At 58.7% G+C, this 12,899-nt stretch carries 9 protein-coding genes; 3 read left to right on the top strand and 6 right to left on the bottom strand.

Going from position 1 to position 12,899, the window contains the following annotated elements:
• Window positions 1-156: 156 nt before the first annotated feature.
• On the top strand, window positions 157-435 hold the full coding sequence (locus BLU11_RS04860) for a DUF4404 family protein (protein ID WP_090272303.1): 279 nt from the start codon (window positions 157-159) through the stop codon (window positions 433-435).
• A 4-nt stretch (window positions 436-439) separates the two neighbouring features.
• Here the strand turns inward: BLU11_RS04860 and queF are convergent, their stop codons facing one another.
• From queF to BLU11_RS04845, 3 genes are all read right to left on the bottom strand, one after another.
• On the bottom strand, window positions 440-1,273 hold the full coding sequence (gene queF / locus BLU11_RS04855; RefSeq protein WP_090272302.1) for an NADPH-dependent 7-cyano-7-deazaguanine reductase QueF: 834 nt from the start codon (window positions 1,271-1,273) through the stop codon (window positions 440-442).
• 68 nt (window positions 1,274-1,341) lie between these two features.
• Window positions 1,342-2,118, bottom strand: coding sequence for an ABC transporter permease (locus BLU11_RS04850; protein ID WP_407920248.1), 777 nt, complete (start codon window positions 2,116-2,118; stop codon window positions 1,342-1,344).
• Window positions 2,119-2,120: 2 nt separating this feature from the next.
• A complete protein-coding gene (locus BLU11_RS04845) occupies window positions 2,121-3,053 on the bottom strand; it encodes an ABC transporter ATP-binding protein (RefSeq protein WP_090272300.1) in 933 nt (310 codons plus the stop codon).
• Between the two features lie 186 nt (window positions 3,054-3,239).
• Here BLU11_RS04845 and BLU11_RS04840 point away from each other — a divergent pair, with 186 nt between their 5' ends.
• The gene (locus BLU11_RS04840; protein WP_090272299.1) at window positions 3,240-4,553 is read left to right on the top strand and encodes a spinster family MFS transporter; all 1,314 of its coding nucleotides are present in this window, start codon (window positions 3,240-3,242) and stop codon (window positions 4,551-4,553) included.
• A 204-nt stretch (window positions 4,554-4,757) separates the two neighbouring features.
• The gene (locus tag BLU11_RS04835) at window positions 4,758-7,187 is read left to right on the top strand and encodes an acyl-CoA dehydrogenase (protein WP_407920247.1); all 2,430 of its coding nucleotides are present in this window, start codon (window positions 4,758-4,760) and stop codon (window positions 7,185-7,187) included.
• Between the two features lie 220 nt (window positions 7,188-7,407).
• Here the strand turns inward: BLU11_RS04835 and BLU11_RS04830 are convergent, their stop codons facing one another.
• From BLU11_RS04830 to htpG, 3 genes are all read right to left on the bottom strand, one after another.
• Window positions 7,408-9,204 carry an ABCB family ABC transporter ATP-binding protein/permease gene (locus BLU11_RS04830; protein WP_231702272.1) on the bottom strand — a complete coding sequence of 599 codons (1,797 nt, stop codon included), beginning with the start codon at window positions 9,202-9,204 and terminating at the stop codon, window positions 7,408-7,410.
• 65 nt (window positions 9,205-9,269) lie between these two features.
• Window positions 9,270-10,679: a hypothetical protein gene (locus BLU11_RS04825; protein ID WP_090272297.1), complete on the bottom strand. Its 1,410-nt coding sequence runs from the start codon at window positions 10,677-10,679 to the stop codon at window positions 9,270-9,272.
• Between the two features lie 264 nt (window positions 10,680-10,943).
• Window positions 10,944-12,848, bottom strand: a complete 1,905-nt coding sequence (htpG, locus tag BLU11_RS04820; protein WP_090272296.1) for a molecular chaperone HtpG — start codon at window positions 12,846-12,848, stop codon at window positions 10,944-10,946.
• Window positions 12,849-12,899 lie beyond the last annotated feature (51 nt).

The following is a 12,899-nucleotide window of genomic DNA, read 5'->3' as shown; positions in this document are numbered from 1 at the left end:
CCGACATCGATGGCGCGTATCATGTCGCCATTGTAATTCAAACCAACGGCCAACTCAGTTAATTTTGCACTACCCTCAACAAGTCGCTCCGGGGAGACGGGAACATCGCACAGAGCTATAGTGTGACCAAGACTTTTTCGAATAAAGGAGTGGCCCATGGCCGAAGAACAGTTGAAAGCCCAGCTCGATTCCTTGCAGCAGACCCTGAATGATCCAGATATCGTTCTGACCGCAGAAGAGCGTATTTCGCTGCAGGCGCTGGCGGACAACCTCGAAGCGCGCCTGCTGGTCAGTGAGAGCAATGAGGAATCACTCGCCGACCCCAGCCTGGTAGATGGGGTCAACCTGATGATCGAGGAGTTTTCCGAGCGCCACCCAACGCTGGCAGCCACCTTGCAAAACGTCGTGCAAAGCCTTTCGAACATGGGTATCTGAACCCTTACTGGCGTGCCAGTCGCATATTGTCCGGCACGCCGGCCTTGGTTGAACGCCAGGGATTGATGTCCAGCCCGCCCCGGCGCAGATACCGCGCATATACCGTCAACTCACAACCGTCGCCCAGCAGCCGCTGCAGATCGAGAAATATCCTCTCGACGCATTGCTCATGGAAGTCTGCGTGCTGCCGGAAGGACACCAGATAGCGCAGCAGGCCGGCCTTGTCGATGGCAGGTCCGGCATAACTGATCATCACGCTGCCCCAGTCCGGCTGGCCGGTGACCGGACAGTTGGACTTGAGCAGATGGCTGTGCAATGTCTCCCGCGCCCAACCGCCGCCGGACACCCGCTGCAGTAGGGACGGCGTGTATTCGTAGACGTCTACGGCTATATCCAGATCATCCAGACACTCGCCGGGCAGCCGCGCGATGCCTTCCTGCTGCAACCGGCCCATATTCAACAATCGCACCATGACCGGCGCCTGGGCAGTCACGCTCAGATCGGACTCGAGGGTACGCAGCACATCCGAACGGTCGCTGAACACGGTCTGATTGAGCGAGTTGAGATACAACTTGAAGGACTTTGACTCGACAATGCGCCCGCTGGCCGTCACCGGGAAGATGAACTCCACCGCTGCGACTTCCGGCTTACCCGAGGGAGTGAGCCAGGAAACCTCATAACTGTTCCATACGTCCACGCCATGGAAGGGCAAGTTTTCCGGATCCAGCCCCAGGCCGTGCCAGATAGGTTGGCGCGGAATCGGATACAACAGTGACGGCGTGTAAATACCGTTGTAGCTGGTGGTTTTTCCGAGGGGCGATTGTTCTGCCGGGTGCATCTGCGGGTCTCCTTCAGTGAGACCCGCAAGCATACCTGTGGAGTGCAGGTCAGGCCAATAATCAATAGTTACTGACGCAAGCCTGTACCGCGCACCAAGAGCCGATAGCTGAACACATAGAGAACCACCGCAAACAGCATCATCAGCATCAATGCAGTGCCTATATGGATATCCGACACGCCGAGGATGCCGTAGCGGAACGCATTGACCATATGCAGAATCGGGTTGATCAGCGATACCTTCTGCCAGAATTCTGGCAACAGGCTGATCGAGTAGAACACCCCACCAAGATAGGTCAGCGGCGTCAGCACGAAGGTCGGCACTATGGAGATGTCATCAAAGTTTCTGGCAAAGACCGCGTTGATGAATCCGCCCAGAGCAAATACCAGCGAGGTGAGAAACACCACCGCAACAGTCAGCCCGATGTGCTGCACATTCAGCCGGGTAAAGAACAGCGACATCAGCGTCACGATCAACCCCACCGCCAGCCCGCGCGCCACGCCACCCAGGGTATAACCCAACAGGATCACGTGGGGCGAAACAGGGGCCACCATCAACTCCTCGATGGAGCGCTGAAACTTGGTGCTGAAGAAGCTGGACACCACATTGGAATAGCTGTTGGTGATCACCGACATCATGATCAGCCCCGGTACTATGTAATCAATATAGGAAAAGCCATCCATTTCGCCGATACGGCTGCCAATCAGGTTGCCGAAAATAACGAAATACAGTGCCATGGTGATACCCGGCGGCAGCAGGGTCTGCGGCCAGATGCGGGAGAATCGACGTACTTCCTTGAACAGGATGGTGGTGAAGGCGATCCAGCCGTTGCGCCAATACTGCATGTTCATGCTGTCTCCTTCTCCGAATTACCGTCCACCAGGTTGAGAAACAACTCCTCAAGCCGGTTGCTCTTGTTGCGCAAACTCAATACATCAATGCCATGCCCGGCCAGCTCGGCAAACAGGCCGTTCATGCCTTGCTCCTTGTCGACCTGTACTTCAAGCGTGTGGTCATCCACCAGTGCGCAGGGATAGCCATTCAACATCGGCGCCTGTACCAGCGCGTTGCGGCAATCCAGCAGGAAGGTTTCGACGTGCAACTCCTTCAATAGCTCGCGCATGCCGGTGTGATGAATGATCTGCCCTCCGTCGATGATGGCGATGTTACGGCACAGCTGTTCCGCCTCTTCCAGATAATGCGTGGTCAGGATGATGGTGACACCCTGAGCATTGATCTCCTCCAGGAACTGCCACATGGAGCGACGGATTTCGATATCCACACCAGCGGTCGGTTCATCAAGAATCAGCAGCTTCGGCTCGTGAATCAATGCGCGGGCGATCATCAACCGCCGCTTCATCCCGCCGGACAACATGCGCGACGCCACATCACGCTTGTCCCACAGACTCAGGCGACGGAGAAAGTGCTCGGAGCGTTCGCGTGCCTCGGCGGCGGGAATACCGTAATAACCGGCCTGGTTGATCAGAATATCCTGCGTCTTCTCGAACTGGCTGAAGTTGAATTCCTGTGGAACCACACCGATACAACGCTTGGCCGCCATGAGATCGGTATCCAGATCATGCCCGAAGATACTCACCTTGCCCGCACTTTTGCTGACCAGCGACGACAGGATGCCGATGGTCGTGGACTTGCCTGCTCCATTGGGGCCGAGCAGCGCAAAGAAGTCGCCCTGCGCCACATCCAGATCCAGGCCTCGGAGAGCACGCATGCCATTGGGGTAGGTTTTTTCAAGCCCGCGAATTGTGATTGCTGCCGTCATGCATACGCCTTTAATTCATGGAACAGGCCCACGATATGGGGGTGAAATCACCAGATTCAAGTTGAACAGCCTCCCGGCTGGCAATTACAAAACCTCTACAAATGTGACTGTCCGGTCGATTGTGGTCAGAAGTGCCCGGTCGTATGCTTCTGCCTGACAACAATAACCATCACACGGAGATTCTCCATGTCCCAATTGCCAGAAACATCGGCAAATGCCAAGGACGACTTTGTCAGCCGTATTACTCCGGCCTATCGTCGTTACGCGCTCTTCATTCTGGTACTGGCCTATACCTCGAGCCACGTTGACCGCAACATTGTCGGCATTCTGATCGAGCCGCTCAAGGCCGATCTGCTGTTGTCCGATACCCAGCTCGGATTCCTGTCGGGGATTGCCTTCGCTCTCTTCTACGCCACCCTCGGTATCCCGATCGCCGTCTGGGCCGACCGCTCCAACCGCCGTAATATTATCGCCTGGGCCATTGCCATCTGGAGTCTGATGACTGCGGTGTGCGGCCTGGCACAGAACTTCTGGCAACTGGCTGCCGCCCGTATCGGGGTCGGCATCGGTGAAGCCGGTTCCAGCCCACCCTCCCATTCAATGCTGTCTGACCTCTATCCGAAGGAACAGCGCTCCAGTGCCATGGCGCTGTATTCCCTGGGTGTGTATTTCGGCATCATGATCGGCTTCATCGTTGGCGGTTTCGTCGCCGATGCCTGGGGCTGGCGTGCGGCCTTCTTCGTTGTCGGTATTCCCGGACTGTTGATCGCCCTGCTGGTACGTTTCACCATGATCGAACCACCACGCGGCTTCGCCGATGGCGTCCCCCCGCCACCGCGCGGCAAGGTCAGCGTCAAGGCCGGCATGGCTGTACTGTGGCGCGTGCGCACTACCCGTCACGTGGTGACCGGCGTTACCCTGACCGCACTGGTCGGCTATGGCACCATCGTCTGGAATCCGGCCTTCCTCATGCGCAGTCACGGCATGAGCGCCGGCGAAGTCGGCATGCTGCTCGGCCCGCTGATGGGCATCGTCGGGGGTCTCGGCGTCTGGATCGGGGGCCTCCTCGCCGACAAGCTGACGGCACGCAATCAGAGCTGGAACGCGTGGATCGTCGGTCTGGCCAAGCTCATGGCCATCCCGTTCATCATCGCCTTCTATACCATTGAGAACACCACTCTGGCACTGATCGCTTATATGCCAGCGGTGTTCCTGGGGGCTTTCTATCTCGGGCCGAGCTTTGCCATGATCCAGAGCCTGACGCCGCTGCGCAGCCGCGCTCTGGCATCGGCCGTCATGCTGCTGATCCTCAACCTGTTCGGCCTGGGTTTCGGCCCGCAGCTGATCGGTCTGGCCAGTGACCTGATGAACAGCGCCTATGGCGCGGACAGCCTGCGTTACGCGCTGATCGCCGCATCGCTGATCAACATCTGGGCCTGCTTCCACTATTACCTCGCGGGCAAGACCATCAAATACGATACCGCTCACATCGATCACTGATCCCGCCGTACCGAGCCAGGTTGGCTGCGCAAGCCGTAGCCAACCTGGCCTACCTGCTTCACCTCTCCCGTTACGCACTTCCTCGTCGCCCCCCCCCCCTACAGTGATATCCCGTTACAGTTGGACCAGGCCCCATCATCGCGCAGGGCGTCTGTAGAACAGCTATGCTCAATAGTGGATCAATCAACCAAGGAGTGCTTCATGCTGACCCTGCTCTGGCTGCTGGGCCTTATTTTCTGCGTTGTCATACTTGCCTGGGTACGCATCGGCCTGCTGAACAGCTGTCTGGTTGTCGGCGCCTATCTGCTGGCAATGACCCTGCTGGGCCCGGTCCACTGGCTGCTCGATGTCATCCTGTGGGCTTTGTTTCTCGGCATTGCCCTTCCATTGAACATGACTGACTGGCGTCGTAGAAACATAACCACACCGCTGTTTCACTGGTTCAAGAAGGTGTTACCGCCCATTTCCGACACCGAGCAGGAAGCCCTGGATGCTGGCACCGTCTGGTGGGATGGCGAGATCTTCAGCGGCCGCCCCGATTGGGACAGGCTGCATAGTTATCCCAGGCCGACGTTATCGGCGGAAGAGCAAGCGTTTCTTGATGGCCCCGTGGAAGAACTGTGCGGGATGACCAATGAGTGGGAAGTCACCACGGAGTTGCAGGATCTGCCGGAGCCGGTCTGGAGCTTCATCAAGAGCAACGGTTTCTTCGGCCTGATCATTCCAAAGGAGTTCGGCGGCAAAGGTTTCTCTGCCTATGCCCACTCGCAGATCGCCATGAAGCTGGCCAGCCGTAGCGGAGATCTGGGCTCTACCGTCATGGTGCCCAACTCCCTCGGCCCCGCTGAGCTGTTGATGCAATACGGTACCGATGAACAGAAGCAACACTACCTTCCGCGCCTGGCGGCCGGCCAGGAGGTGCCCTGCTTTGCACTGACCTCTCCGGAAGCAGGCTCAGATGCCGGCGGCATGCCCGACCGAGGCATCGTCTGTCGCGGCCAGTGGCAGGGTGAAGAGGTATTGGGCCTGAGTGTCACCTGGGAAAAACGCTACATCACCCTGGGGCCAGTGGCCACCTTGCTGGGTCTGGCGTTCAAGGTTTACGATCCCGATGGTCTGCTGGGTGATCAGGAAGAGCTGGGCATCACGTTGGCATTGATTCCAACCGACACCGAGGGCGTCGAAATCGGCCGCCGCCACTTCCCACTCAATGCGGCTTTCATGAACGGCCCCAACTCCGGCAAGGACGTATTCATCCCGATGGATTATCTGATCGGTGGCCAGCCGATGATCGGCCATGGCTGGAAGATGCTGATGAATTGCCTGGCCGTCGGGCGTTCCATTTCCCTGCCCGCTGGCGGCACCGGCGCGGCCAAGATGGCCAGTATGACTACCGGCGCCTATGCGCGCATACGTCAACAATTCAACCTGCCCATCGGCGAGTTCGAAGGCGTTCAGGAAGCTCTCGCCCGCATCGGCGGCAACACTTATGTCATGGATGCCGCCCGCACCATGACTGCCGGCGCCGTGGACCTGGGCGAGAAACCCGCGGTGTTGTCCGGTGTGGTGAAATACCACATCACCGAGCGCATGCGTGAGTGCATGAACGACGCTATGGACGTGCATGGCGGCAAGGGCATCTGCATGGGGCCGAAGAACTATCTGGGGCGCGGTTATCAGTCGGTGCCGATATCCATCACCGTGGAAGGCGCCAACATCCTGACCCGCAGCATGATGATCTTCGGCCAGGGTGCGATTCGCTGTCACCCGTATGTATTGCAGGAAATGCAGGCGACCCAGGATCCGGATCAGGACCGCGCCATCGTGCGCTTCGATGGGTTGCTGTTCGAGCACATCGGACATGCGCTGGGAAACGCCGCAGGCAGTCTGCTGCTGGGCCTGACGGCTGGTGCGCTGGTCAAAACACCGGGCAATGATGACACTCGCGGTTATTATCGACAGCTGTCACGCCTCAGTGCCGCCTTTGCCACGCTTACCGATACCACCATGCTGATGCTCGGCGGGGAACTGAAGCGCCGCGAGCGACTGTCAGCACGACTCGGCGATGTACTCAGCTTCATCTATCTGGCCAGTGCCACGCTCAAGCATTATCACGACCAGGGATCACCGGAAGAGGACTTGCCACTGCTGCGTTGGGGTGTCGAGGATCTGCTGGCCAAGATCGAACAGGCGATGCACGAGATTCTGCTTAACTTCCCGGATCGTTGCATGGGTATTGCGCTGCGAGTATTGATCTTCCCCCTGGGCCGGCGCCTCACGCCACCATCAGACCTTACCGGTAGTGAAGTGGCACGCCAGCTGATGACCCCCAGCGCCTCACGTGACCGGCTGTTGTCAGGCTGTTATCGCAGCAACGATCCAGAGGATGTTACCGGGCTGCTCAACACGGCATTGGACAAGGTAATCCTGGCTGATCCGATCGAGCTGCGCCTGAGCAAGGCAGTTCGTTCCGGGGAACTGGAACATGACAGCGACGCTGACGTCTTGGCTGTCGCGGCCGAAAGCGGCGTCATCAGCCCTGACGAGGCGCAGAAGGTCCGCGCTGCCCGTCTGGCACGCCGCTCGGTTATCGAAGTGGATGATTTCTCGAAGGAGGAAATGCGGCCAGAGTGAGGTCCTGTCTGCTGTAAAGCCCCAAACCGGGACACATGGCGTCGAACCCACCGCCTGCACACCGCTAAAACCGGGACGCTGAGCGTCCCGGCAGGCATTCCCACGCAGGAGCGTGGGAACGATCTGATATGGAGCCAGCACTCATCTCTCGATGGCTCCCATGCTCTGCGTGGGAGCCGGCGCAGTGGACGCTCTGCGTCCGAACCAGCCAGCCTTCACGCTAAACGTCAGACTCGCCTTCGCTATTACGCAGCTGTTCTGCCCACAGATGGGCATAGGCTCCGCCTGCCGCCAGCAGTTGCTGATGATTGCCCTGCTCCACCACCCGCCCCTGATCCAACACCAGAATCTGCTCGGCATGGATGATGGTGGATAAGCGGTGGGCGATAGCCAGCGTGGTGCGCCGCTGCGCGACCAGGTTGAGTGAATCAAGAATCCGCCGTTCGGAATGGGTATCCAGGGATGAGGTGGCTTCGTCCAGAATCAGCAGTTGCGGGTCCTTGAGCAGTACCCGGGCGATGGCGATACGCTGCTTCTCGCCGCCGGACAGTTTCAGCCCGCGCTCGCCCACCTGAGTATTCAGCCCCTCGGGCAGCTGCGCGACAAAATCCTCCAGTTGCGCCATGCGCAGTGCATTCCAGATCTCCTCGTCGCTGGCACCGGGTTTGCCATAGGCGATGTTGTAACCGATGCTGTCGTTGAACAGCACTGTATCCTGCGGTACCACGCCAATGGCCTGACGCAGACTGTGCTGGCTGACGCTGCGGATATCCTGCTCGTCGATACTGATGCTGCCGCTGCTGACGTCGTAGAAGCGGAACAGCAGCCGCGCCAGGGTGGACTTACCGGCGCCACTGGGCCCGACCACAGCCAAGGTCTGACCGGCCGGAATGGTGAAGCTGACATCTTCGAGAATCGGCCGCTCCGCTGTATAGGCATGGCTGACCTTATCAAAGCGCACCGCCCCGCCGCTGATTCTCAGCGCGGGGGCGGTTTCCACGTCCACCACCTTGACCGGCGCTTCCAACAGGCCGAACAGGCGCTCGATATTGATAAGCGCCTCGCGAATCTCCCTATAGATGAAGCCGAGGAAATTCAGCGGAATGAACAGCTGGATCATGTAGGCATTGATCATCACCAGCTCACCCAGGGTCATGCTGCCGGCCGATACCTGCCGCGCCGCCAGCACCATCATCAGCGTAACCGATCCGGCAATGATCAGCGCCTGGCCCGAATTCAGCGCCGCCAATGATAATCGGGTCTTCATCCGCGCCGCTTCCCAGCCCGCCAGATGCCCGTCGTATTGCCGAGCTTCGAACTCTTCGTTACCGAAGTATTTCACCGTTTCGTAGTTCAGCAGGCTGTCTATCGCCCGGGTATTGGAGCGGTTATCCAGCTGATTGCTTTCCCGCACGAAGCGATTGCGCCATTCGGTGAAGACGATGGTGAACAGGCCATAGACAATCACCGCACCCAACACCGTCAACGCGTACACCGGACTGAAGTTGGCCAGCAGGATAATGGCGATCAGGCCGATTTCCAGCAAGGTCGGCAGGATATTGAAGACCATGAACCGCAGCAGAAAACTGATGCCGCTGGTGCCGCGCTCGATATCCCGTGCCAGCCCACCGGTGCGCCGCGACAGGTGAAAGCCCAGATCCAGCCGGTGCAGATGTTCGAACACCTTGAGTGATATGCGCCGCATGGCCCGCTCGGCCACTCGCGCAAATACTGCGTCACGCAGCTCCGAGAACAGCACAGTGGAGAAACGCAGCAACCCGTAGGCGGCGAGTAAGGCAACCGGCACCAGAATCAAGGCATCGGTCGTGGCCTCGTAATGCTCGACGATCAGCTTGAGTACCCAAGGCACCGCCACGCCAGCGACCTTGGCGAGCAGCAGACACGCCATCGCCAGGGTGACACGACCGCGAAATTCGCTCAGGTAGGGAACAAGACTGCGGATGATCCGCCAATTGACCGGGCCACCGGCATAGGAACTGTCACTTCTGGGTCGCAATGCAAGAGCCTCGGGATGATGTGCCAAAGCGGCAGTCTATCACCCCGAGGCGCGTTACTTCTCACTCAGCTTTCCGCCTCCAGCTTGGCAACCACTGGAGTGCTTGCCGGCTCGGGTACCCGATCATCATGCTCCTCGAGAATCGGCTCGGCGCTCCGATCCCAACCCACCAGCAGCAGGGTGGTCAACACGCCGAACAGCAGACCAACCCAGGGCTCGAAGAACGCCAGACCCGCACCTATCATCAGCACGGCGCCACGTGACGCATTGCTCTTGGGAATGGCCATGGCGATATAGGCACAGGCGAAGCCGGTCAGAACCAGGGTCAGCGACAGGGCGATACCCAGCAGTGGCTGCAGTCCGGTGACCAGCGGCAGCGTGAAAAACAGGATGGGAATGCCCATGCCATAGTAGGAAATCAAGCCACTATGCAGGCTGTCCATGGTCTGCTTGCCCTGTTTCCAGCGTTGGATGATGATCACATGCACACCGGTCCACATCGGCCCCTGAGTCGGGAAAAACGGCGCGCTGATACCCATCAACGCGTTACGGATGGCCAACGCGAAGTGCGAACGGGTCGGATTGATATCGATATGCTCATCATTGCGCTCTTTCAGGCCCTCACGAATCACCTCGTTGCCGGTGACCAGATCACCGAACAGGATGACGTAGGTGATGATGGCCAGCGGCAGGGCCTGGATCATCAGGTTCAGGCTGGGGAAACCAATGGCGAATGGCGACATCTTGGCCCACATATCCGCCACCGGCGGAACCATGAAGCCCCACTGAATGTCATAGGAGACCTCACCCACCATGGGCCCGACAATGGCGGCAATCAGGAAGCCCGGCAGCAGTCCCAACGCCGCAATCCTGGCCACCCAACGATATTTTTCCTTGAGCCTCTGCATCGGCAGCGAGAAAGCGAAGATAAGACAGACCGCACAGGCCAGTGTGGTGGCTATGGGTTGTTGCAGCAGAAAACGCTCGGCGTCGTCAATGAATACCCGCTTGAGCGCCGCCAGCGCAGCGCCCAGGATAATTCCGGCCTTGAGCGTATCCGGCAGCCAGATTACAAACTTCTTGCCCAGGCCGGTAATACCCAGCAGCAGCAGCAACAAGGCAAAATCCAGCGACAGGGCCATCATGGCCTGCAGGCGCAGCACCGGATCACCCCCGGCACCAATTGCAAAGGCCAGCGCCAGCGGCAGCGCCGGTGTGAGCCAGCCCGGCGCATAGGGTTCGCCGAACACGATCAACGCTGTGCTGATGAGAATGGAATGGATCATCGAGGCGGCTACGGCCTCTTCGAAAGTCAGACCGAAGAACATGATCATCAGGGGCACGAGCGACAGGCCCGTTGCAGCCGCGATGAAAAGCCCCTGAAACAGCTCTGGCCAGTACAGCCGGGTGTGATAGAACGGCAAACGGAAGGTAAAAGGTCCCCAGCGCCAGCCGGGCAGTTCAGGTCGGGACATAAATCCATCTCCATGGTTATTTATTATTTGTTTTGCCGCGATTTCGCCTTACCTGGCCTTCGCGTGGACTGCTTTCATTATTGACGGGCATCCGGTGAAGCTCTAGCCGTCAGCTCTTCTATCACCTCTCTGAATATCACCTGTTATGGTGAAGTAGTGATGGCACTCTCTTCTGCCATCAGCCGCCGTTGGGCGCCTGAGGCAGGCTCCCACAAAAAAGCCCGGCGCGGTATTCCGGGCCGGGCTTGGATACGGCGTGGTGGCTTACTTGCTCAATTCCACCAGCAGCGCGTTCAGGCGGCGTACATAGCTGCCGGGATCCTGCAGGGATTCACCGGCGGCCAGTGCGGCCTGGTCGAAGAGGATATGGGTGAGGTCAGCAAAGCGCGCCTCATCCTGCTCCTGATCGAGCTTGTCCAGCAACGGGTGGGCCGGGTTGATCTCCAGAATCGGCTTGCTTTCCGGGGCTTTCTGGCCGGTAGCTTCGAGGATCTTGCGCATCTGCAGACCCATACCATCTTCAGTGACCACCAATACCGCCGGGGAGTCGGTAAGACGATGGGACACCTTGACCTCGTCCACGTCATCCTTGAGCACATCCTTGACGCGCTGCACCAGATCCGCCTTGGCCTTGGCCACTTCGTCCTGCGCCTGCTTGTCTTCTTCGCCTTCCAGCTTGCCCAGATCCAGGTCGCCACGCGCCACGTCGACGAACTGCTTATCCTTGTATTCGTTCAGATGGCTCATCAGCCATTCGTCGATACGATCGGTCAGCAACAGGACTTCGATACCCTTCTTGCGGAAGATTTCCAGATGCGGGCTGTTCTTGACCTGGCTGTAGCGCTCGCCTGTGAGGTAGTAGATCTTGTCCTGACCTTCCTGCATGCGCTCGATATAGGCGTCCAGGCTGACCACTTCGCTGTCGTCATTCTGCGCGGTGGAGGCAAAGCGCAGCAGGCCGGCGATTTTCTCGCGGTTGGCGAAATCTTCCGCCGGGCCTTCTTTCAATACGCTACCGAACGCATTCCAGAAGTTGGCGTACTTCTCGTCATCCTTCTTCGCCAGTTTCTCCAGCATGTCGAGCACACGCTTGGTCAGCGCCGACTTCATGCTGTCGATGGCCGGATCCTTCTGCAGGATTTCCCGGGATACGTTCAGCGACAGATCATTGGAGTCCACCACACCCTTGATAAAGCGCAGATAGAGCGGCAGAAACTGTTCGGCGTCATCCATGATGAATACGCGCTGCACGTAGAGTTTCAACCCACGCGGCGCTTCGCGCTGGTACAGATCAAAGGGCGCACGAGCTGGCACGTACAACAGGCTGGTGTATTCCAGCTTGCCTTCAACCTTGTTGTGGCTCCAGCTCAGGGGGTTGTCGAAGTCATGGGAGACATGCTTGTAGAACTCCTGATACTCCTCGTCCTTCACGTCGGTACGCGAACGCGTCCACAGCGCGCTGGCACGGTTGACGCTTTCCCATTCCGGCTCGGCAGGTTGCTCCTGCTCTTCGCCGGTGTTCTGCTTGGGCAGTTCGATCGGCAGGGAGATGTGGTCGGAGTATTTCTTGATGACATTGCGCAGACGCCAGCCATCAGCAAACTCTGTTTCTGCGGCCTTGAGGTGCAACACGATGCGTGTACCGCGCTCGGGCTTATCGATATTCTCGATGGTGAAGTCGCCCTCACCCGCTGATTCCCAGCGCACGCCTTCGGCAGCGTCAGCACCGGCACGGCGGGTGAACACTTCAACCTTGTCAGCAACGATGAAAGCACTGTAGAAGCCCACGCCGAATTGGCCAATCAGGCTGGCGTCCTTCTTCTCGTCGCCGGTCAGTTGCTGCATGAAGGCTGCGGTGCCCGACTTGGCGATGGTCCCCAGATGGCTGATGACTTCCTCGCGGGACATACCGATACCGTTGTCTTCTATGGTCAGGGTATTGGCTTGTTCGTCAGCGCTGATGCGAATCCGCAGGTTGGGCTCGCCTTCCAGCAGTTCCGGCTTGGCGATGGCTTCGAAGCGCAGCTTGTCCGAGGCGTCCGACGCGTTGGAGATCAGCTCGCGGAGAAAGATCTCCTTGTTCGAGTACATCGAGTGGATCATCAGGTGCAGCAGTTGCTTCACCTCGGTCTGAAATCCAAGCGTTTCCTTTTGGGCTTCCACGGTCATGTTTTCAGTATCTCCATGTTTCTCAAGGGACTTTGCCCGACACTCGCGGGC

Source organism: Halopseudomonas litoralis (genome assembly GCF_900105005.1).
Taxonomy (GTDB): domain Bacteria; phylum Pseudomonadota; class Gammaproteobacteria; order Pseudomonadales; family Pseudomonadaceae; genus Halopseudomonas; species Halopseudomonas litoralis.
Note: the sequence above shows the minus strand (reverse complement) of the source record. Positions and strands in the feature narration are given on the sequence as shown.

Excerpts from the sequence above, each read along its gene's own strand:
- htpG (WP_090272296.1), bottom strand. The coding sequence starts at position 12,848 with ATGACCGTGGAAGCCCAAAAGGAAACGCTTGGATTTCAGACCGAGGTG.
- BLU11_RS04850 (WP_407920248.1), bottom strand. The coding sequence starts at position 2,118 with ATGCAGTATTGGCGCAACGGCTGGATCGCCTTCACCACCATCCTGTTC.
- BLU11_RS04845 (WP_090272300.1), bottom strand. The coding sequence starts at position 3,053 with ATGACGGCAGCAATCACAATTCGCGGGCTTGAAAAAACCTACCCCAAT.
- queF (WP_090272302.1), bottom strand. The coding sequence starts at position 1,273 with ATGCACCCGGCAGAACAATCGCCCCTCGGAAAAACCACCAGCTACAAC.
- BLU11_RS04825 (WP_090272297.1), bottom strand. The coding sequence starts at position 10,679 with ATGTCCCGACCTGAACTGCCCGGCTGGCGCTGGGGACCTTTTACCTTC.
- BLU11_RS04840 (WP_090272299.1), top strand. The coding sequence starts at position 3,240 with ATGTCCCAATTGCCAGAAACATCGGCAAATGCCAAGGACGACTTTGTC.
- BLU11_RS04860 (WP_090272303.1), top strand. The coding sequence starts at position 157 with ATGGCCGAAGAACAGTTGAAAGCCCAGCTCGATTCCTTGCAGCAGACC.